This is a genomic window from Brevibacterium aurantiacum (genome assembly GCF_900169065.1).
In the GTDB taxonomy this organism is placed as follows: domain Bacteria; phylum Actinomycetota; class Actinomycetes; order Actinomycetales; family Brevibacteriaceae; genus Brevibacterium; species Brevibacterium aurantiacum.
This window is the reverse complement of record NZ_FXZB01000001.1, coordinates 205670-225991: the sequence shown is the minus strand read 5'-3', so window position 1 is coordinate 225991 and position 20322 is coordinate 205670. Positions and strand designations below refer to the sequence as shown.

Below are 20322 nucleotides of genomic sequence, written 5' to 3'. Positions count from 1 at the left end.
GGCCAAGTCTGAGTTTCAGCTCAGATTATCAGGTGAAGTGACCTCATCAGGGGGTTTGGGCGGGTAGACGAACGTGACGAGAACGACGGAGATCATCATCAGCAGGAACCACGCCACGAGCTTGGTCACCGGCACCAGCTCCCAGTCGTCGACCTGAGAGGGGTAGAGCCAGGCGCCGGTGACGGTGCCGATGTTCTCAGCGATCCAGATGAAGAACGCCACCAGCACAAAGGCGAGAAGCACCGGCATGCGCAACGTGAGCCTGTGCACATGGAAATGCATGCTGCAGCGGAGGAAGACCACGGCCACAGCCAGGACGAGGACCAGCCGCACGTCGACCATGAAGTGGTGGGTGAAGAAGTTGATGTAGATCGCTGCGGCGATGACTGCGGTGATCCACCTCGGCGGGTAATGACTGAAGCGCAGATCGAAGAGTCGGTAGACGCGGACGATATAGGAGCCGACGGCGGCATACATGAACCCCGTGAACAGGGGGACGGCCCCGATGTGGAGGACACCGCCTTCCGCGTAGTTCCACGAACCCACCGAAGTCTTGAAGATCTCCATGCCGGTGCCCACGATGTGGAAGAGCACGATGACCCAGAGCTCGCGCCCGGTCTCCAGACGGAAGATGAGCATGAGGGCTTGGATGAGGACAGCCAGGATGACGAGGAGGTCATTGCGGGCCAGGCTCGCATCGTCGGGGTACCACCACGCTGTGGCGATGATGGCCAGCAGCATGAGGGCTCCGAACAGGCACGCCCACGCCTGCTTGATTCCGAAGACGAGGAACTCTCTCAGGCCGGCAGGGATCCGAGCCAGATGCCGATTGGCCAGATCGTCGAGGACGCGTTCGCGACGAGTGAGCTCGTGCTGATCGGCCATGAGGTCCTTGTCCGGGTGGGAAGCGGTCGAGGACGATTCTATCGCGGCCGGCGCGGCGATCGACCCGCGCCGGAATTCGTCTGGGCGAACGCGTCGAGGCCTTCGTCAAATAGACTTCGAGACATGCACATCCTCATCTTCGGAGCCTCGGGCCATGTCGGCTCGGGACTTGCTCAGCACCTGTCCGCCGACCACCGCATCACCGGAATCGTCCGTTCACAGCCGGAGGCCAAGACTCCCTACACTCCGGTCGTTGTGCCCGAATGGGTGGAGCGACCGCAGACCGTCGTCGACGAACTCGGCCGCGTGGGAACACCACCGGTCGACGCTGTCATCGCCGCGGTCGGCGGTTGGTACGTCGACATCTCGATGATTGCCCGCGGCGTCGACTCCTTCGACGCGGACTACGGTTCATACCTGCGTGGTCATTTCGCGGCCTGTGCCGTGTCGGAGGCGCTCGCCGAGGCGGGTGGCAGTGACCGAATCCGCCACCTGACTCTCAACGGCGTCGCCAGCGTCGAACCCTGTGCCGGGTCCGGAGCCATCAGCGTCTTCGGTGCGGCCCAGGAGATGCTGCTCAGGGTCGCCGCGGAAGAGACGGACTCGGTGCACTACCGCGAACTCAAGGTCATGGCGCCCATCGCCGGCGACGACCGCAACGACCTCAGCGGGGGAGTGGAGACGATCGGACTGACGACCGTCGCCGAGGCTGTCATCGACATCGTGAGCAGGCCGGAGGATCACGAACTGAGCACGCAGCTCAACGTGTAGCTCGCAGCTCGACGTTGAGCTCAGGCTCGACCGTAGCGGACGAAGACCTGGTCATCGACGGCCCGCACATCGATGAGTCGCAGATCGAGGGTGGCCTCGAGCTGGGAGAAGTGGCTGCCGGGGGTGCGGCTGTAGAGCGGACTGAGACTCAGATGCAGTTCGGCACCGGGGACGGCGTCGAGGAGACGGAAAGCCAGATTGGGCCCCGATTCGCACACCAGGGTCTCATTCGTGGCCTCGAGAGCCTCGATGGTGGCGGCGGCAGCCTCGGGAGTGAAGTGCTGGGCCCGGTAGTCGAGGCCCGCCTCGGCGAGCTGCTGGGTCAGTGCCTTCGGATCTGATTCGGTGAGGACATGCACGGGGGTGTGCTCGAGTGCCTTGCCCGGTGCGTTGATGACCGGCAATGCGGGATTCAGCGCGGTCCGGCGATCGATGATGATGGCACCCGCCTGCTTGCGGAGCGACGTGAAATAGGCGAAGTCGGCCTTGGTGGACACACCCGTTGACCAGCCGTCCTGGGCATAGGAGCCGTTGATCGACTGCACCAGGGAGATGATGAGCTTGCGCGTCACTGTGCCTCTATTTCTGCAGCTGGGACTCAGGTCCCATGGCGATGCGCGGGTGGGCGTCGGGGTCGATGGTCTCAAGGATCCACGTGAGGTCCTTCTCCTTGAGGGTCACGCAGCCGTTGGTCCCCGAATCATGGTCGAGGTGCAGCCAGATCCCACCGCCCTTGTCCCACCCCAGGGGGCGTGTCCTGTCGGTCGGCGGTGTCCCCGGGACGCGGTTGTAGTCGATGGCGATGATGTAGTCGAAGACCCGTTCGTACTCGGACCCGTAGGCCACCGTCGCCGATGAGGGGAGCCGATCATCCTGGGAGTAGGGGAGCTGGGTCCCCGGATCCTTTTTGTACCCGCCGGCATCGCTGAGAGTGAAGACTCCTATCGGTGAGGTCTTGTCGCCTTCCCGCCGATCGGCCAACCACCCCTTCTTCCCGTTGTGGATGTCGAAGGTCTTGCGCTTCTTCCAGTCGCCGTCGTCGAAGGTGTAGAAGCTCAGCTGTCCTGAATCGGAGCTCGCATCCGAGCCGCTGGCAACAAGGACCTGTGAGGTCTCGGCAGGGATCTGCGACGCAGTCTCCGGTCCGAGTCCTGGCACCGGTACAGAGTGGGCGGGCCCGGTTTCTTCTTTGGGTGCTGTTCCGGGCGGGGTCATCTGAGCAGGGGCGGCGAAATCACCGAGGTCGTTCTGCTGTGCGGGGGCCGCGACCACACCGGAGGGAACGGCGGCGCCGTCATCGTCTTCGCTGTCGGTCGGTGTCCCGCACGACGACAGCGTCAGAGCCAGAACAGCAACCGTCAGGCTGGTCCCGGTCCGGGTTCCACCACTGAACATGGGGTCATCTTCTCACGAACCTTGAGAACGCCGTGGTAATGACTATGCGAAAATGACCCCATGAGCATTCCACCTGTGCCGAACCACCCTCCGCGCCCCGGGCGTCGGAAGCCGGCCGAGGAGTCTCCAGATTCGATCACGACGCAGTTGTTCATCGGTCAGGACAAATCCCCGGCTGCTGATGGTTCAACCCAAGCACTCAGCTCCGAGGAGCTGGCCAGGCTCCGGTCGATGGTGTCCTCCGACGGCGCCGAGGCCACCGAGGTGCTCAGCCTCGACGAGCTGCGCCAGCTGGCCGCAGCAGAGAACGACGCATCCACCGGCAGCAGCGATCCGGTACCTCGAAAGGCAAGTTCCGAGGACATCGCCGAAGCCCAAGCCGCTTCGGCACCGAAACAGTGGAACCCGCAGGGTGCCTCGGCCCCGACCCCGCCGCAGCCCGAGCAGTGGGTGCCGGAATTCGGTGCACCCGGCCCTCCAGCCGGACCCCCACCACAGCAGCCGATCCCTCAACCACATCCCTCTGAACACCCCGGAAGTGAGTCGCACGTGCCCAACGGCGCATCAGCCTACGCCCCACATGCCGCAGCCGCCTACGCGGGAACCGGCGGTCCCGGACCCACGAACGGAGGCTATGGCCCCGGTGGTCCTGGCGGACCCGGTGGATATGGGCCGGGCGGTCCGGGTGGGCCCGGCGGGTACGGTCCCGGCGGTCCAGGCGGATATGGTCCGGGCGGGCCAGGTGGTCCGGGAGGCCCCTATCGACGGGACCCCGATACCAGGAAGGTCCCAGGCTGGCTCTGGGCGCTGGCTGCCATCGCTTTGATCCTCGCACTCGGCATCGTCGGATACATCGCGTGGGACGCAACACAGGGCAAGGACGACGATGCCACCGGCACGTCCTCCCAGGGACCGTCCGAGGGTGCGGGCTCCGAGACCGAGGACCCGGGTGCTTCGACGCCACCGGCCGCGGCAGAGTCGTTCAAGTCACCGTCGGGCAACATCTCCTGCACGATCGATGCAGACCGCACCAGGTGCGTGATCACGTCCTTTGACTACAAGGCTCCGGAGAAACCCGATGACTGCGAACTGGAGAATTGGGGCGCTGTCGTCGTGGCCAATTCCGAGGGCGCGGGCTTCTCCTGCGCGCAGGCGCCTGAGAATTCCGGCCCCGCTCGAGTCCTCGGCTACGGCGAATCGATCACCGCTGAGGGAATGACCTGCACCTCCACCCGAGAGGGCATGACATGCAAGTCCGATGAGTCCGGCGTCGGCTTCAACATGCGACGAGCCTCGGTCGATTTCCTCGACTAGGCAGAGCCACCTCGGCGTTGCAAGGACCCACCACCTCGGCGAGATCAGGACTACGATCTTAGGATTTGGACAGATTTGGGGCGGACGGAGCAACCAGGGCTATGTTGATGGTGTGGCTCACAGGTTGCTCCTCCTTCCTTGCCGCGACGAGTCCTGATCGGACAGCACCCTCGTCGCGGAGTTTTTCATATGCTGATTTAGCACACGATGAATGATTGAGGAACCATGAAACTGCAGAAGCCCACTCCCATGCCGTTCAGCAAATACAAGTCCTTTCAGGACCGGATCGCCCTCGATATGCGCGACCGCACCTGGCCAGACCAACTGATTCGCAAGGCCCCGCGCTGGCTGAGCACGGATCTGCGTGACGGCAACCAGGCCCTCATTGATCCGATGACACCCGATCGCAAGCGCAAGATGTTCGACCTCCTCGTCAAGCTGGGCTTCAAGGAGATCGAGGTCGGTTTCCCCGCTGCCAGCCAGGTCGACTTCGATTTCGTCCGCGAGATCATCGAACAGGACGCGATTCCTGACGATGTGCGCATCTCCGTGCTCACCCAGGCGCGTGAAGATCTCATCGAGCGCACCGTGGAGTCCCTCGTCGGTGCCAAGAAGCCGACCGTCCACCTCTACAACGCCACCGCACCGGTCTTCCGCAAGGTCGTGTTCGGCTTCGACGGTGAGGGCTTCGACCAGACTCGCGAAATCGCCACCCGCGGCACCCAGGCGGTCATGAAGCACGCCGAGTCACTCCTCGGCGACGCTGACTTCGGCTACCAGTACTCCCCGGAGATCTTCGTCGACACCGAACCCGAATTCGCTCTCGACATCGTCGGCAGCGTCCTCGACATGTGGCAGCCGGCCACCGATCGCGAAACGGTCGTCAACCTGCCTGCCACCGTCGAGCGCGGCACCCCGAACACCTACGCCGACCAGATCGAATGGTTCTGCCGCAACATGCCCTACCGCGACGAGGTGGCGGTGTCCCTGCACCCCCACAACGACCGTGGCACCGGTGTGGCCGCCGCAGAGATGGGCATCATGGCCGGTGCCGACCGCATCGAAGGCTGCCTCTTCGGCAACGGCGAACGCACGGGCAACCTCGACCTGGTCACCGTGGCACTCAACCTCTACACGCAGGGTGTTGACCCCGAACTGGACTTCTCCGACATCGACGAAGTCATCCATACCGTCACCGAATGCAACCAGATCGGCGTCCACGAGCGCCATCCATACGGCGGCGACCTCGTCTTCACCTCGTTCTCCGGCTCGCACCAGGACGCCATCAACAAAGCGTTCGCCGACCGTGAGAAGAGGGCCAACGAGCAGGGCGTGCCCGTGGACCTGATGGAGTGGGACATGCCCTACCTGCCGGTCGACCCGAAGGATCTGGGGCGCTCGTACGAGGCGATCATCCGCGTGAACTCGCAGTCCGGCAAGGGCGGAGTCACCTACCTGCTCAAGAGCGAGTACGGCCTGGATCTGCCGCGCCGCATGCAGGTCGAATTCTCCCGCGCCGTCCAGGCACACACCGAAGGCGGGGGAGAGGTCTCGGCCGAAGAGATCCGCCGCATCTTCAACCACGAATACCTGCCCAGCGATGATCCGGACAACGTCTGGGGCCGCTTCCAGATCGTGGGCCTGCGCACAGACTCCGGCACGGTCGATGACTCCGGGTCTGCCGAGCGCGTCGAGGTCGACCTCATCGTCGACGGCCAGGAACGTACCTACGAAGGACACGGCAAGGGTCCGATCGATGCGCTGGTGAAGATCCTCGTCGAGAACTTCGACGTGGATCTCCGACTCCAGGACTACACCGAGCACGCCATCGGATCGGGTGCCGACACCATGGCCGCAGCCTACGTCGAACTCGCTGTCGAGGACCGTGTGGTCTGGGGTGCCGGACTGCACTCCAACATCACCAAGGCCTCTCTCAAGGCCGTCGTCTCGGCGGTCAATCGAGCGGCACGCGACCGTGACGGAGAGCGCTGAGGTCTGACTCTCGAGACTGTGTCTGCCGGTCGGATCGAGGGCCGGCAGGGTGCAATCTCACAACTGATGTCTGAGTGCGGCGGGGATGATTCCCCGCCGCACTCTGCGATAATGGGCGGGTGCACAACTATCGTGATGAAGGCATCGTGCTCCAGGGGCACAAACTCGGCGAAGCCGACCGCATCGTCACTGTTCTCACCCGCAGCCACGGGCTGATCCGAGCAGTTGCGAAGGGCATTCGCCGCACCAAGTCACGCTTCGGTTCCCGACTCGAGCCCTTCATGCTCGTCGATCTGCAGTGCCACGTCGGCCGCAGCCTCGACATCGTCACCCAGGTCGAACTCATCGAACCCTTTGCCCGCGGCATCGGCGCCGACTATGACGCTTACTCGGCCGCGAGTGTGATGGCGGAGACCGCCGCTCGGATCACCGAGGTCGAACCCCAATCACGGACCCATTTCCTGCTCCTCGTCTCGGCCATCCGGTCCTTGTGCAACGGCGAGCATCCGCCGAGGTTGGCCCTCGACGCGTATCTGCTGCGGGCCATGTCCGTGGCCGGCTGGGCGCCGAGCCTGCTCGACTGCGCACAGTGCGGCAGTCCTGGACCCCACCGTGCGTTCTCGGCTTCCCTGGGCGGTGCCGTGTGCACCACCTGTCGCCCCAGCGGCGCGGCCCTGCCGGACACCGACGCACTCGAACACATGGCGGCGCTGCTCTCCGGTGACTGGGAGCGCGCGGAATCCTCTGATCTCCACGACCAGATCGACGGTTCCAAACTCGTCTCGGACTGGGTGTCGTGGCATCTGGAGCGCAATATCCGATCACTGAGAGTTCTGGAGAGCAGATGAGCTATCCCGCACCACCTCCGCACCCCAGCGGAGCCCGACCCCCGCGCATCGAGTCGAAATTCGTCCCGAATCACGTGGCCGTGGTCATGGACGGCAACGGCCGCTGGGCCAACGACCGCGGTCTGCCGCGCACCGAAGGACACAAGGCCGGAGAGGCCTCGCTTCTCGAAGTCATCCACGGTGCCATCGAGATGGGCGTCGACTACCTGTCCGCCTACGCCTTCTCTACCGAGAACTGGAAACGGTCACCCGACGAGGTTCGTTTCCTCATGGGCTTCAACCGTGATGTCATCCGCCGGCGCCGCGATGAGCTCAACGCTTTGGGCGTGCGCATCGTATGGGCCGGGCGTCGTGGTCGCCTGTGGCGCTCGGTCATCGACGAGCTTGAGACCGCAGCGGAGATGACCAAGCACAACACCGGACTGGTCCTCCAGTTCTGCGTCAACTACGGGGGACGCTCGGAGATCGTCGATGCGGTCAACCAGATCACCGCCGATGTGGCCGCCGGGAAGCTGAAACCGGGCAAGGTCAGCGAGAAGACCGTTCGCTCCCGTCTCTACGCCGCCGAGGTTCCCGACGTGGACCTGTTCCTGCGCTCATCGGGGGAGCAGCGGACTTCGAACTTCCTGCTGTGGCAGTCCGCTTACGCCGAGATGGTCTTCCAAGACGTGCTCTGGCCCGACGTCGACCGTCGCACCCTGTGGTCGGCGATCGAAGAATACGCACGCCGTGATCGTCGCTTCGGCGGCGCCGTGGACCGCTCAGGCTCCTAGCCGGTCGCGCACGGTCTGAGCAAACACGACAGCCCAGAGGCAAACACGAGGTCCCGCAACGAAAACGTTGCGGGACCTCGTGTCATGTGTGCTCGCTGCGCCGAAGCCGGCTCAGCAGTGCCGGTGGACCAACACGGCTGGGCGACTGCACAGCGGCAGCGACTCAGTAGCGGTCGTGTGAGCGTTCGCCGCCGAAGCGGTCATTGCTGAACTTCTTGGCGCCTCCGCGACGATCATTGCGGAAGTTGCGGCTGTCACCGGGCTGCTTGTCGAAGTTGCGCTTCTTGAACGGACGAGCCGGACGGCCCGAATCCGGACGGATGTCGATCGGGCGACCCTGGATCTGGGTGTTGGAGAGCTTGCGCATGACCGAAGAATCGAGATCCTTGGGCAGATCGACAAGGGTGTGGTTCGACCGGATGTCGATGTGGCCGATCTCCTTCGAGGTGAGACCACCCTCGTTGGCGATGGCGCCGACGACCGCACCGGGCTGCAGACGCTCATTGCGTCCGATCGCCAGACGGTAGGTGGTCATGTTCTCATCACGCGGACGGGATGAGCGTTCACGGCCGGGCTTGCCGTCGCGTCCGCCGCTGTCACGGTCACGAGCTGGCTTGCCGCGCGAAGGCTCCGGCATGGGATCGGCCTTGAGGGTGTTCGACTCGAGCACCAGCGACGCCAGCGCTGCGGCGATGTCGGTCGCAGGCACGTTGCGGGAGAGCTCGTACTGTTCGATGACGGTCGCGAGCTCGGTCAGCTCGGTCGTTGCGAGCACACCGTCGATGCGCTTCGTGAACTTCTCCACACGGGTGTTCGTCAGCTCTTCGACGCTGGGCATCTTCAGCTGTTCGACCTTCTGCTTCGTTGCGCGCTCGATGGAACCGAGCAGACGCTGCTCACGCGGGGTGACGAAGAGAATGGCCTCACCTGAGCGTCCGGCGCGGCCGGTGCGGCCGATGCGGTGGACGTAGGACTCGGTGTCGTGAGGAATGTCAAAGTTGACGACCAGGGTGATGCGCTCGACGTCGAGGCCACGGGCTGCGACGTCGGTGGCGACGAGGATGTCGACCTTGCCGTTGCGCAGCATGTCGATCGTGCGCTCACGAGCCTGCTGGGGAATGTCGCCGTTGATTGCCGAAGCCTTGAAGCCGCGGGCACGCAGCTTCTCCGCGAGCTCCTCCGTGGCCTGCTTGGTGCGGACGAACATGATGATGCCCTCGTACTCCTCGACCTCGAGGATCCGGGTCAGGGCGTCGAGCTTATGGGAGTGCTGGACCATGTGGTAGCGCTGACGGATGTTCGATCCGGTCTGCGACTTCGACGCGACCCGCACCTCTTTGGGGTTGTTGAGGTATTTGCCGGTCAGGCGGTGGATCGAGGTCGGCATGGTGGCGGAGAACAGAGCCACCTGACGTGAGTCACCGGACTGGCTGAAGATCTCTTCGATGTCTTCGGCGAAGCCCATCTTGAGCATCTCGTCGGCCTCATCGAGGATGAGGTGACGGAGGCTGCCGAGCCTGAGGGAGCCCTTCTTGAGGTGGTCGATGACACGACCGGGCGTTCCCACGACGACCTGAGCGCCGCGCTTGAGCCCGGACAGCTGCGGGCCGTAGGCCTGGCCGCCGTAGATCGGGAGGACGGAGAAGTCGTCGAGGTTCGTCGCATAGGAGGTGAACGCCTCGGCGACCTGGATTGCAAGCTCACGGGTGGGGGTCAGTACGAGAGCGAAGGGGCCGTCATTGGCGCGACCCGCCTCGGCGAGGTCGGACAGTGCCGGCAGGGCGAAAGCGGCTGTCTTGCCGGTACCGGTCTGGGCGAGTCCGATGACGTCGCGGCCTTCGACCAGTGCGGGAATCGTTTCGGCCTGGATCGGGGTCGGGGTTTCGTAACCCTGAGCCTGAACTGCCTGGAGGACGAGCGGGTGGAGACCCAGCTCGGAGAACTTCGGTGTTGTCGGGTCGTCGGATGAGGACACATCGGTCATGAGTTTTCTCTCTCACGTCGGCACACACTTGATCGCAGATGACTGTAGTGGCGATCTACCCTGCGGCCGCTTGTGCAATCATCGTGAGCAATCCGGGCCGAAACCGTATGAGATCCAAGGCTTGCTTGGACAGACTTGAAAACCGTCAGTACGGAGAAAGGTTTGGGTGTACCTCAATCCTACATGCCACTCGCCCGCCGAGGTGGCTCTGCGGCCCGCTTTAAGTGTGAGTTCCGTCGCCCAGGAGTCGACAGCCACCGATCGCAGGCGAACCGATAGGCTGTACCTGCGAGCCACGGCAGCCGGCCGTCGGCGAACTACCTCAAGGAGAATAAACGTGGCACAGTCCAAGTTGGATGCCGTCATCGCCCTGGCCAAACGCAGAGGATTCGTCTTCCAAGCCGGAGAGATCTATGGCGGTTCCCGTTCGGCCTGGGACTACGGGCCGTTGGGTGTTGAGCTCAAGGACAACATCAAGGCCCAGTGGTGGCAGACCTTCGTCCGCGGACGCGAAGACGTCGTCGGACTCGACTCCTCGGTGATCCTGCCCAAACGGGTCTGGGAAGCCTCGGGCCACGTGGCTACCTTCGTCGACCCGCTCGTCGAATGCCTCAGCTGCCACAAGCGCCACCGTGAGGACCACCTCGTCGAAGCCTACGAGGCCAAGCACTCCAAGGCACCCGAGAACGGCATGGCCGACATCGTCTGCCCCGACTGCGGAAACCGCGGTCAGTGGACCGAGCCGCAGGAGTTCTCCGGGCTGGTCAAGACCTTCCTGGGTCCAGTGGAATCAGAAGCGGGTCTGAACTACCTGCGGCCTGAGACCGCGCAGGGGATCTTCGTCAACTTCAACAACGTCGTGACCGCTGCACGGAAGAAGCCGCCGTTCGGCATCGGCCAGATCGGCAAGGCCTTCCGCAACGAGATCACTCCCGGAAACTTCATCTTCCGCACCCGTGAGTTCGAGCAGATGGAGCTCGAGTACTTCGTTCGTCCCGACGAGGCAGACGACTACTACCGCGAATGGGTTGAGGCCTGCTGGAACTGGTTCCTCGACCTCGGCATCTCCGAGGACAACGTGCGTCGCCTCGACGTCCCCGAAGATGACCGGGCACACTACTCGTCGGGCACGATCGACGTCGAGTACCGCTTCGGCTTCCAGGGCTCCGAATGGGGAGAGCTCATGGGTGTGGCCAACCGCACGGACTACGATCTCGGCACCCACACCGAGGCCTCCGGCGCGAAGCTGCAGTACTTCGACCAGGCCAGCGGTGAACGCTTCACCCCCTATGTCATCGAACCGTCCTTCGGACTCACCCGCTCGATGATGGCCTTCCTCATCGACGCCTACACCGAGGACGAGGCACCGAACACCAAGGGCGGCGTCGACAAGCGCATCGTGCTCAAGCTCGATCCGCGTCTGGCTCCGGTCAAGGCCGCAGTCCTGCCGCTGAGCCGCAACGAGAAGCTGTCCCCGCAGGCCAAGGAGCTCGCGGCTCGTCTGCGCAAGCGCTGGAACATCGACTTCGATGATGCCGGTGCGATCGGACGTCGCTACCGTCGTCAGGACGAGGTCGGCACTCCGTTGTGCATCACGTTCGACTTCGACTCACTCGACGACAATGCGGTCACGATCCGCAAGCGCGACGACATGAGCCAGGAGCGCGTGAGCATCGATCAGGTGGAGAACTACCTGGCCGAGCACCTCGGCGTCTGAGGCTCGCCTGGGCCCCGGCAGAATCTGCTGCCGGGGCCTGAGCGGAGACGCGAAACGGCCCCGATTCCTCGTATGAGGAATCGGGGCCGTTGTCTCTGGCGGGCCGTTGTTGCGGGAGCCCTGGCCGAGATCAGCAGATCAGAGCTTGGTCCAGGCTTCGGTCAGAGTTCCGCGGATGATCTGCTCCATCTCGTCGAACTCCTTCTGACCGACGGTCAGTGGAGGCGAGAGCTGGATGACAGGGTCGCCACGGTCATCGGCGCGGCAGTACAGGCCGTCGTCGAACATCTTCGCTGAGACGAAGTTCTTGAGGATGCGCTCCGACTCCTCCTCGGTGAAGGACTCCTTGGTGTCGCGATCCTTGACCAGTTCGATGCCGTAGAAGAAGCCCTCACCGCGGACGTCGCCGACGATCGGCAGGTCCTTGAGCTTCTCAAGCGTGAACTTGAACGCAGCAGCGTTCTCATGCACGTGATCGTTGAGCTTCTCCTTCTCGAACACATCGAAGTTCGCCATGGCGGCCGCACAGGAGACGGGATGTCCGCCGAAGGTGTAGCCGTGGTAGAAGGTCTCGTCCCCGCCGGGACCGAAGGGCTCGAACAGACGATCCGAGGCGATCATCGCACCGAGCGGAGCATAACCGGAGGTGATGCCCTTGGCGCTCGTGATGATGTCGGGCACGTAGCCGAAGTCGTTGCAGGCGAACATGTCGCCGATACGGCCGTAGGCACAGATCGTCTCGTCCGAGACCAGAAGCACGTCGTACTCGTCGCAGATCTCGCGGACACGTTCGAAGTAGCCGGGAGGCGGCGGGAAGCAGCCGCCGGAGTTCTGCACCGGTTCGAGGAAGACTGCCGCAACCGAATCGGCACCCTCGAACTCGATGGCCTCACCGATGCGGTCCGCTGCCCAACGGCCGAAGGCCTTCTCATCGTGGGCGTAGGGCTCGGGTGAGCGGTAGAAGTTCGTGTTGGGCACCTTGATCGCACCGGGGACCAGGGGAGCGAACTGCTCACGCAGATCCGGCAGCGAAGTCACGGACAGCGCGCCGTGAGGTGTGCCGTGGTAGGCCGTGGCACGCGAGATGATCTTGTGCTTGCCCGGCTTGCCCGTGACCTTGAAGTAGTTCTTCGCCAGCTTCATCGCGGACTCGACCGAGTCACCGCCACCGGAGGTGAGGAAGACACGGTTGAGGTCACCCGGGGCATAGCTGGCCAGGCGCTCCGAAACCTCGATGGCCTGCGGATGGGCGAAGGACCACAGGGGCATGAAGGGCAGCTTCATCGCCTGATCCGACATCGCCTTCGCGATCTCCTCGCGACCGTGGCCCACCTGGACGGTGAACAGTCCGGCCAGTCCGTCAAGGTACTTCTTGCCCTTGTCGTCGAAGATGTGGTGGCCTTCACCACGAGTGATGATCGGTGCTTCACCACCGTTGAACAGTGACTGGTGCGGAGCCATATGCATCCACACGTTGTTGCGGATGGCATCCTGATAGCTGGTGCCAGCTCTGGTGACATTCTCTGTCATCGCGTCCCCCAATTGTATTTTTGCTTTTCGAGTGAGAGGTACATGAAGAGCTCGGTGTCCACGACGGCGTCGATCGAACGCAGCTCTTCATTGACGAATTCGATCAGGTGGCGATCCGATTCGCAGACGATCTCGACCAAGATGTCGAACGACCCTGCGGTGACCACGAGATAGTCGATCTCGTCGTAGCCGTGCAGTCGATCGGCGACCTTGGAGATATCGCCCCGAACCTTGACGCCCACCATGGCCTGTCGGGCGAAGCCCAGGCTCAAGGGATCGGTCACGGCGACGATTTCCATCACGCCGGAATCGATGAGCCTGGAGACCCGCTGACGGACGGCAGCCTCGGACAGCCCCACGGACTTGCCGATGGCGGAGTAGGACTTGCGCCCGTCGTGCTGCAATTCGACGATGATCGCTTTCGACTTCTCATCGAGATTACCCAGGCGGTGATTGCTTCCGCTCGGCATCAAGTGGGCCATTCTTCACCTCCGTGATTTGGGTCTCAACACAATCTACCATTGATTCCGTCGGAATGCGCAGATTCGTATGCGAATTCAGTCGAATACGAAGAACATTCATTCTGGATTCGTCATGAATTGGCATTTTCACCCCTGACAACACGCGTGTGACAGTGATTGACACGGTGTGAGCTGGCTCACCACACTGTAATCATGAATGAGGGTGAGCTGTTCTACGCCGGTGAAGACAACCGGCCGGACGTGCAGGGAATGCGGCCCGGAGCCGAGCAGGGCCGGGCAGGACAGGAAGTCAGGGCTCGCCCACAGCCGCGTCCCGGCGAGGTCGACACGATCGACGCGAACGAGCTGTCGTTCTCCCCGGATGAGTACCTGGGGCGCATCGCTTCGGTGCGCAATCGCATGATCGACCAGGGTCTGTCTGCACTCATCGTCACCGACCCCGCCAACATCTATTACCTCACCGGGTACAACGCCTGGTCGTTCTACACCCCTCAGCTCCTCTTCGTCCCGGCCTCGGGACCGCTGACTCTGTTCATGCGCGACATGGATGCCCGAGGCGCTATGCACACCTCATGGCTGCCCCCGGAGGACATCGTGGGCTATCCGGAACGCTACGTGCAGCGCCCTCACATCCATCCCTTCGATTGGGTGTCCTTCGCGCTGCGGCAGCGCTGGGAAGTCGCCCGTGCCTCCTCCTCGCCGGTCGGGGTCGAGATGGACTCGCATTTCTTCTCTCCGCGCGCCTTCCGTTCACTGGTCAACGGTGTCCCGGAGTGGCGCCTGGTGGATTCCTTCGAGCTGGTCAATTGGATCCGCGCGATCAAGTCCCCAGCCGAAGTCGCACTGATGCACAAGGCCGCCGAGGTGACCACGGAGTCGATGAACGCTGCCCTGGCGACCATCGGCGACGGTGTCGCACAGAATGAGGTGGCGGCTGAGATCGCCGCTGCTCAGGCCCGCGGACGCGGCAGTGCCTGGGGTGACTATCCGGCCATCGTTCCGCTCCTGCCCACGGGGGAGAGCGCGGACACCCCGCACCTGAGCTGGACGAATCGGAAGTTCGTTGCCGATGAGTCGGTGAGCATCGAGCTGGCAGGCGTCCACCGTCGCTATCACGTGCCCCTGGCGCGCACCGCCGTCGTGGGAAAGCCGAAGCAGGAGCTCATCCGACTCGAGGGTGTCGTCTCCGAGGCGCTGGCCGCGGTTCTCGACGTCGCCGCACCAGAGGTGCCCACCGCCGAATTGGCCCGCACCTGGAACCGGGTGCTGGCGCTGGCCGGTCTGGAGAAGCCGAGCCGGCTGGGCTACTCCATCGGCATCGGGTACCCGCCCGACTGGGGCGAGCGCACGATCTCGATCAGGACCGAGGACGACCAGATCCTCGAGGCAGGAATGACCTTCCACCTCATCTGCGGCATGTGGATGAACGGCTACGGTTACGAGCTCTCCGAGTCCGTCCTCATCACGGATACCGGCTGTGACACGTTCACCGACTTCCCGCGCGAGATCATCCGCGTCTGAGGTCCACGCTTGGTAGCTCAGGCCATGAACTGAATCCAGAGGCCGAGGGCCACCGCGTTGATCCCTGCGACGGTCAGTGCCCGTCCCTGGACCCAGGCGATGTCATTCGCCGAGGCGGGGCTTGAGGGGTCTGCCATCTGCACTGACATCGCCACCCGTGGGGGAGCGGCTAGTGCCGCAAGCGAGGCGGCGGCGTTTCCTGCTGCCACCACCGGCAGTGAGGAGACGTGGGAGGCCGTGGCGACCGCGTCGATGGTGCCGGTGAACATGGAGTTGGCGCCGGTGTTCGATCCGGTCACGATGGCTCCGACCGCAGTCAGCCAGGGCGTGAAGAGAACGAGTCCGGCGGGCACCAAGGTCCCGATGGACGCGCTCATCCCCGTCGTCGTCATGATCCAGCCCATGAGCATGAAGGCGGCTGTGCCGGCGCCGATCGGCAGCCAGGATCGAAGGGCGGCGGAGGTGACAGCACCGCGAGAAGTGACCCTGAGCGCGGCGATGACACAGGCGGCGGCCAACCAGAACGGGGGAGAGGCCACGATCTGTGTCACCAGTGACGGGACTGCAGATTCCAGTGCACGGGCCAAGAGCAGGCCCACTGTGAGGGTCGTGTACGGCAGGACCGCGAGACCCAGCTGACGGGTGAAGCCGGTTCTGCGGCGGCGGATGATGAAGAGGGTGCCCATGACGGCGATGACGAGGAGTGAGCCGATGATGCCGGCCGGGGCCATGCCGATGAGGATGTTCGCAGCGAGGATGCCGGTCCACATCAGAGCCGCGGCGGCAATGATTCCGAGACAGGAAGACAGGGCGGGGCGCATGACGAGAATCACCGAGGTGGCCACGATGATGACGGGGATCGCATTGATCCAGGCCGTTGCGACGCCGAGATCGTCGACGTTGATGCCGGTGAGCGCGGCGGCGACCGTGGTTCCTGGGCCGAGCGCGCCCCAGGGGACGGCGATGAGGCCCAGCAGTCCGAGAATCGCCGACTGCCGCAGTGAACAGCCGAGCAGCCGCAGGACCGGGACTCCGATCGTCACACCGATGCCGAACCCGGTGACCGACTCGGCGAAGGGCACGAGTCCGAACACGACGAGTCCGACTCCGAGAGCGCGACTGGGCGCCGCTGCTTCGACCCAGGCGGAGATCTCGCCCATCGATCCTGACGACTCGAGCAGGCGTGCCAGGACCATGCCGAAGAGAAGGATGAGGGCGACTTCGAGGATGAGTGGGAAGTAGTCCGCCCCGGATTCGAGGAGAACGGATATCGGCGTCGGGAAGAAGAGAATGACAGCCAGGCAGGCGGCGATGACCCCGGCGGCAGCGGCGATCCAGGAGCTCTGTTTGAATACGAGCAGAGCGATCGCGAGCACAATCGGCGTCAGCGCCAGCAGTGGAGTCATGGGAACAGTTCCATCGTGTGAAGAAGTAAGACTTGGTAGAATTCACTCTACTATTCAAGAACAATCTATGATGTCACCATGGTGAACACAGAGGACCTCGGAGCTCGAGTATTCGGCGCGCGCATCAGGGCGCGCCGCAAGTACAACGACCTGACGCTCAACGAACTTGCTGTGCGCGCCGGAATCTCCCGAGCGGCCTTGTCGAAGATCGAACGTGGGGAACAGGACACATCGGTCTCGAACGCCATGGGGCTCTCCCGTGCCCTCGGCGTGGATGTGGGAGAGCTCCTCGCCCCGCCCGAAGTGGTCATCACCTCCAGTGCTGCCATTCCCGCTCACAGCGCATACGGCAGAGGCACTCTGCGCCGAGACCTCCCCGCTCCGCAGGAGAACATGGAGGTCGTGCACTACAAGCTTGATCCGCACTGCGAAACAGCATCCTTCGCCGCTCACCGCAGCGGCTCCCGTGAGACCTTCTTCGTGCTCGCCGGCACCATCGAAATCGTCACGATCGATCGCCGGACCACCCTGCGGGTCGGAGACTGTGCGCAGGCGCCCGGCGATGTTCCGCACCAGCTGTCCAACCCCGGAAACGAGCCGGCGGAGCTCATGCTCATCATCGTCTGAGATTCGCAACAGCCCTTGACGAGGACGGCCGACCTCCGGCATCCTTGACTTGACACATTCCCGGCGAAAGACAGTCATTTCGTGAAGTAATTCCTCATTTCCGCATCATGCGGGTGCTACGGACCCGCAACGCACTTCTGTGCACGAAATGAGGACACACATGACTGCTGCCATATCTCTCTCGAAACTCGGCTACCGCCTCGGCGATGACACCGAGATCTTCACTGCTCTCACTGCATCGATCCCTGCCTCCCTTGTCGGACTGGTCGGTGACAACGGGATCGGCAAATCCACCCTCGCCAGAATCATCGCCGGACAGCTTCGCCCCAGCGCGGGCTCCGTCACCGGCGCCGAGGACGCGGTGTACATCGATCAGCTGCTGCCCCATACCGACCTCAGCGTCGCCTCGACCCTGGGAATCAGCGAGATCAGATCGGCACTGTCGAAGGCCCTGGCCGGTGACGCCGATTTCGCCGACTTAGACGTCATCGGCGATGACTGGGACATCGAGGAACGGGCGCTGAGCGCCCTGGCCGATCTCGGACTCACACTCGATGCCGCGGCCCTTGACCGGCGACTGTCGACCTTCTCCGGCGGTCAGGCCATGCGCATCGGACTGGCGCGGGCGGCTCTGGCCGGTGATCGCTGGCTGATTCTCGACGAACCGAGCAACAACCTCGACGAGGTGGGACGTCGCCGGCTGGCCTCCCTGCTGCGGGACCGGACGGGGCCGACACTCGTGATCTCCCACGATCGTGCACTGCTGGCGGAAGTGACGACGATCGTCGAGATGACGGACCAGCTGCGCATCTACGGTGGAGACTTCGACGACTACGAACGCATGGTCGCCGCCGAAGAGGAGGCGAAGCTCGCTCACCTCGTCGACGCCAAGAAGTCCCTGGCGATCGAGAAGCGCCAGCGCATCGAACTCGAGACGAAGCTGGCCAGGGCCGATCGCAAGGCTGCCAAGGACAAGGAGAACAAACGCCGACCCAAGATCGTCATGAATGGTCTGACCGACTTCGCCCAGAAGAGCGCGGCGAAGCGACGCGGAGACAAGGCTGACGACGAGGAGGCCGCCCGTTCCTCGGTGCGCACCGCCAAGGACGCTCTGCGCAGGGACTCAAGCATCCGCCTGGACCTGCCCGAGACCGTGATCCACTCGGCGAAGCGTGTCCTTGAGGTCTCAGGTCCGGTGCTCGAGCAGCCACGTACGATCGTCGGTCCCGAGCGGATCAGGCTGACCGGTGCCAACGGCTCCGGGAAGTCGACCATGCTGTCGGCGATCGCCGGGCGATACGACACCGGTGCCCCGATCAACGAGCTGTTCCCCGATCTGACCTTCACCGTTCCCGTGTCCAGCGGCTTCCTCGACCAGCAGTACAGGCTGCCGCCGACGCTGACCGTCATGGAAGCCGTGAGGGAGGACAACCCTGGTCTCGGACCACACCGAGTTCATGAGGTGTTGGCCGCGATGGGGCTGAGGGCCGGACGGACCGAGCAGCTGTGTTCGACATTGTCGGGAGGGGAGCGCTTTCGAGTGGCTCTGGCGAAGAGTCTGCTCCAAAACCCCGCGCCCCAGCTGCTCATCCTCGACGAACCAGGCAACAACCTCGACCTTTCCTCGCTGACTGCGTTGGTGACCGCCCTGGACGGATTCGGCGGAGCGATGATCGTCATCACCCACGATGATCGTCTCGCCGAGGAGCTGCGCCTCGACGTCGAATGGGACATTCGGGAATTTCTTCTCCCCGAACAGGTTGAAGGAGACGAGCAGGTTGATGGAGACAGGAACGAGTTTGAGGAGGCCTCACATGCGCGATCGTGAGCGGGAGCCAGCCGCCCGTGCCAGTGATCCATCATTTGACTGCTCGGGGATAATGGCATGGTGAGTGTCATCAGCCCTGCCCCAGAATCAGTATCCCCAGCCGCTGCCGAGCCCCTGCGCATCGGTCCCATCGAGCTGTCCTCGCCGGTCGTGCTCGCGCCGATGGCCGGAATCACCAACACCGCCTTCAGGCGCCTGTGCCGCGAGTACGGAGCCGGCCTGTATGTGACAGAGATGGTGACGTCCAGGGCGCTGGTCGAACGCAGCCCCAAGAGCATGCGCATCATCCGGCACGAGCCGTATGAGACACCGCGCTCGGTCCAGCTCTACGGCGTCGACCCGGTGACGATCGGGCAGGCCGTGCGCATGCTCGTCGAGGAGGACCGGGCCGACCACATCGACCTCAACTTCGGATGCCCCGTGCCCAAGGTCACCCGGAAGGGCGGCGGCTCTGCCCTGCCGTGGAAGAAGGACCTGTTCGAGTCCATCGTCACCACAGCCGTGACCGAGGCAGATCGCGGCGGCATCCCCCTGACCGTGAAGATGCGCAAAGGCATCGACAAGGACCACCAGACCTTCCTCGACGCGGGTGAGACTGCCCGCAATGCGGGTGTGGCAGCGGTCGCCCTCCACGGTCGGTCCGCGGCGGATCTGTACTCGGGCCAGGCGGACTGGGACGCCATCGCCCGACTCAAGGACCACCTCGGCGACACCGTTCCGGTTCTGGGCAACGGTGACATCTTCGCGGCAGAGGATGCACTTGAGATGATGCGCCGCACGGGCTGCGACGGCGTCGTCATCGGACGCGGATGCCAGGGACGACCTTGGCTGTTCGGCGACCTCGCCAATGCCCTCAACGGCAGCGATGAACGCTTCCGGCCGGGTCTCGCCGAGGTGGCTCGCGCCGTCTACAAGCACGGCGAGTACCTGGCCGAATACTACGAGGACGAGTTCTACGGCGTTCGTGACCTGCGCAAACACATTGCCTGGTATTTCAAGGGCTATCCGGTTGGGGGAGACCTGCGGCGTCAGCTGGCGATGGTCTCCTCGCTCGAGGAGCTCGCGGGCCTGCTGGCTCAGCTTGATCAGGACGCACCGTATCCTGGTACGGACGCGGAAGGCTCCCGGGGGCGGACGACCCGCCCGAAGAAGCCGCATCTGCCCGAAGGGTGGCTCGACTCCCGCATCTTCGATGTGAGCGGAAAGTCACTGCTCTCCGAGGCGGAACTCGACATCTCGGGAGGATGAC

17 protein-coding genes are annotated in these 20322 nt (G+C 63.8%); 10 read left to right on the top strand and 7 right to left on the bottom strand.

Annotated features, from left to right (window positions below):
* Nucleotides 1-15: 15 nt before the first annotated feature.
* Nucleotides 16-885, bottom strand: coding sequence for a DUF817 domain-containing protein (locus BAUR9175_RS01010; protein ID WP_096158811.1), 870 nt, complete (start codon nucleotides 883-885; stop codon nucleotides 16-18).
* Nucleotides 886-1008: 123 nt separating this feature from the next.
* Here BAUR9175_RS01010 and BAUR9175_RS01005 point away from each other — a divergent pair, with 123 nt between their 5' ends.
* Nucleotides 1009-1656, top strand: coding sequence for a Rossmann-fold NAD(P)-binding domain-containing protein (locus tag BAUR9175_RS01005; RefSeq protein ID WP_096158810.1), 648 nt, complete (start codon nucleotides 1009-1011; stop codon nucleotides 1654-1656).
* 20 nt (nucleotides 1657-1676) lie between these two features.
* On the opposite strand, the gene BAUR9175_RS01000 is transcribed toward BAUR9175_RS01005, so the two are convergent.
* Both BAUR9175_RS01000 and BAUR9175_RS00995 read right to left on the bottom strand, forming a co-directional pair.
* Complete coding sequence (locus tag BAUR9175_RS01000; RefSeq protein WP_009884421.1) at nucleotides 1677-2228, bottom strand: hypothetical protein; 552 nt, start codon at nucleotides 2226-2228, stop codon at nucleotides 1677-1679.
* Between the two features lie 7 nt (nucleotides 2229-2235).
* A complete protein-coding gene (locus tag BAUR9175_RS00995; RefSeq protein WP_009884422.1) occupies nucleotides 2236-3051 on the bottom strand; it encodes a L,D-transpeptidase family protein in 816 nt (271 codons plus the stop codon).
* A 60-nt stretch (nucleotides 3052-3111) separates the two neighbouring features.
* Here BAUR9175_RS00995 and BAUR9175_RS19285 point away from each other — a divergent pair, with 60 nt between their 5' ends.
* The 4 genes from BAUR9175_RS19285 (at nucleotide 3112) to BAUR9175_RS00975 (ending at nucleotide 7978) form a co-directional block, all read left to right on the top strand.
* Nucleotides 3112-4365 carry a DUF6636 domain-containing protein gene (locus BAUR9175_RS19285; RefSeq protein WP_180959185.1) on the top strand — a complete coding sequence of 418 codons (1254 nt, stop codon included), beginning with the start codon at nucleotides 3112-3114 and terminating at the stop codon, nucleotides 4363-4365.
* Between the two features lie 225 nt (nucleotides 4366-4590).
* Nucleotides 4591-6357 (top strand): 2-isopropylmalate synthase, encoded by a 1767-nt coding sequence (gene leuA, locus BAUR9175_RS00985; protein WP_009881509.1) that lies wholly within the window; start codon nucleotides 4591-4593, stop codon nucleotides 6355-6357.
* A gap of 119 nt (nucleotides 6358-6476) precedes the next feature.
* A complete protein-coding gene (gene recO, locus BAUR9175_RS00980) occupies nucleotides 6477-7205 on the top strand; it encodes a DNA repair protein RecO (RefSeq protein ID WP_009881508.1) in 729 nt (242 codons plus the stop codon).
* Nucleotides 7202-7978, top strand: a complete 777-nt coding sequence (locus tag BAUR9175_RS00975) for an isoprenyl transferase (RefSeq protein WP_101582684.1) — start codon at nucleotides 7202-7204, stop codon at nucleotides 7976-7978. Before recO ends, BAUR9175_RS00975 begins: the two co-directional genes overlap by 4 nt.
* 163 nt (nucleotides 7979-8141) lie before the next feature.
* Here the strand turns inward: BAUR9175_RS00975 and BAUR9175_RS00970 are convergent, their stop codons facing one another.
* Nucleotides 8142-9962: a DEAD/DEAH box helicase gene (locus tag BAUR9175_RS00970; RefSeq protein WP_101582681.1), complete on the bottom strand. Its 1821-nt coding sequence runs from the start codon at nucleotides 9960-9962 to the stop codon at nucleotides 8142-8144.
* A 337-nt stretch (nucleotides 9963-10299) separates the two neighbouring features.
* On the opposite strand from BAUR9175_RS00970, the gene BAUR9175_RS00965 reads away from it, so the two are divergent.
* Nucleotides 10300-11679: a glycine--tRNA ligase gene (locus BAUR9175_RS00965; protein WP_009881504.1), complete on the top strand. Its 1380-nt coding sequence runs from the start codon at nucleotides 10300-10302 to the stop codon at nucleotides 11677-11679.
* 138 nt (nucleotides 11680-11817) lie between these two features.
* On the opposite strand, the gene BAUR9175_RS00960 is transcribed toward BAUR9175_RS00965, so the two are convergent.
* Nucleotides 11818-13209, bottom strand: coding sequence for an aspartate aminotransferase family protein (locus BAUR9175_RS00960; protein ID WP_009881503.1), 1392 nt, complete (start codon nucleotides 13207-13209; stop codon nucleotides 11818-11820).
* A complete protein-coding gene (locus tag BAUR9175_RS00955) occupies nucleotides 13206-13691 on the bottom strand; it encodes an Lrp/AsnC family transcriptional regulator (protein WP_101582677.1) in 486 nt (161 codons plus the stop codon). The genes BAUR9175_RS00960 and BAUR9175_RS00955 overlap by 4 nt, the downstream gene beginning before the upstream one ends.
* A 192-nt stretch (nucleotides 13692-13883) precedes the next feature.
* Here BAUR9175_RS00955 and BAUR9175_RS00950 point away from each other — a divergent pair, with 192 nt between their 5' ends.
* Nucleotides 13884-15212, top strand: coding sequence for a M24 family metallopeptidase (locus BAUR9175_RS00950; protein WP_180959180.1), 1329 nt, complete (start codon nucleotides 13884-13886; stop codon nucleotides 15210-15212).
* A 17-nt stretch (nucleotides 15213-15229) separates the two neighbouring features.
* On the opposite strand, the gene BAUR9175_RS00945 is transcribed toward BAUR9175_RS00950, so the two are convergent.
* Nucleotides 15230-16618 carry an L-lactate permease gene (locus BAUR9175_RS00945; protein WP_096145621.1) on the bottom strand — a complete coding sequence of 463 codons (1389 nt, stop codon included), beginning with the start codon at nucleotides 16616-16618 and terminating at the stop codon, nucleotides 15230-15232.
* Between the two features lie 78 nt (nucleotides 16619-16696).
* Here BAUR9175_RS00945 and BAUR9175_RS00940 point away from each other — a divergent pair, with 78 nt between their 5' ends.
* The 3 genes from BAUR9175_RS00940 to dusB all read left to right on the top strand — a co-directional run bounded on the left by BAUR9175_RS00940 (nucleotide 16697) and on the right by dusB (nucleotide 20321).
* Nucleotides 16697-17245 (top strand): helix-turn-helix domain-containing protein, encoded by a 549-nt coding sequence (locus BAUR9175_RS00940; protein ID WP_009881499.1) that lies wholly within the window; start codon nucleotides 16697-16699, stop codon nucleotides 17243-17245.
* 160 nt (nucleotides 17246-17405) lie between these two features.
* Nucleotides 17406-19073 carry an ABC-F family ATP-binding cassette domain-containing protein gene (locus tag BAUR9175_RS00935; RefSeq protein ID WP_096145620.1) on the top strand — a complete coding sequence of 556 codons (1668 nt, stop codon included), beginning with the start codon at nucleotides 17406-17408 and terminating at the stop codon, nucleotides 19071-19073.
* Nucleotides 19074-19130: 57 nt separating this feature from the next.
* A complete protein-coding gene (gene dusB / locus BAUR9175_RS00930; RefSeq protein WP_009881497.1) occupies nucleotides 19131-20321 on the top strand; it encodes a tRNA dihydrouridine synthase DusB in 1191 nt (396 codons plus the stop codon).
* The last annotated feature ends 1 nt before the right edge of the window (nucleotide 20322 follow it).

Excerpts from the sequence above, each read along its gene's own strand:
- BAUR9175_RS01010 (WP_096158811.1), bottom strand. The coding sequence starts at position 885 with ATGGCCGATCAGCACGAGCTCACTCGTCGCGAACGCGTCCTCGACGAT.
- BAUR9175_RS01005 (WP_096158810.1), top strand. The coding sequence starts at position 1,009 with ATGCACATCCTCATCTTCGGAGCCTCGGGCCATGTCGGCTCGGGACTT.
- BAUR9175_RS00995 (WP_009884422.1), bottom strand. The coding sequence starts at position 3,051 with ATGTTCAGTGGTGGAACCCGGACCGGGACCAGCCTGACGGTTGCTGTT.
- BAUR9175_RS19285 (WP_180959185.1), top strand. The coding sequence starts at position 3,112 with ATGAGCATTCCACCTGTGCCGAACCACCCTCCGCGCCCCGGGCGTCGG.
- leuA (WP_009881509.1), top strand. The coding sequence starts at position 4,591 with ATGAAACTGCAGAAGCCCACTCCCATGCCGTTCAGCAAATACAAGTCC.
- BAUR9175_RS00975 (WP_101582684.1), top strand. The coding sequence starts at position 7,202 with ATGAGCTATCCCGCACCACCTCCGCACCCCAGCGGAGCCCGACCCCCG.
- BAUR9175_RS00970 (WP_101582681.1), bottom strand. The coding sequence starts at position 9,962 with ATGACCGATGTGTCCTCATCCGACGACCCGACAACACCGAAGTTCTCC.
- BAUR9175_RS00960 (WP_009881503.1), bottom strand. The coding sequence starts at position 13,209 with ATGACAGAGAATGTCACCAGAGCTGGCACCAGCTATCAGGATGCCATC.
- BAUR9175_RS00955 (WP_101582677.1), bottom strand. The coding sequence starts at position 13,691 with ATGGCCCACTTGATGCCGAGCGGAAGCAATCACCGCCTGGGTAATCTC.
- BAUR9175_RS00950 (WP_180959180.1), top strand. The coding sequence starts at position 13,884 with ATGAATGAGGGTGAGCTGTTCTACGCCGGTGAAGACAACCGGCCGGAC.
- BAUR9175_RS00945 (WP_096145621.1), bottom strand. The coding sequence starts at position 16,618 with ATGACTCCACTGCTGGCGCTGACGCCGATTGTGCTCGCGATCGCTCTG.
- BAUR9175_RS00940 (WP_009881499.1), top strand. The coding sequence starts at position 16,697 with ATGGTGAACACAGAGGACCTCGGAGCTCGAGTATTCGGCGCGCGCATC.
- BAUR9175_RS00935 (WP_096145620.1), top strand. The coding sequence starts at position 17,406 with ATGACTGCTGCCATATCTCTCTCGAAACTCGGCTACCGCCTCGGCGAT.
- dusB (WP_009881497.1), top strand. The coding sequence starts at position 19,131 with ATGGTGAGTGTCATCAGCCCTGCCCCAGAATCAGTATCCCCAGCCGCT.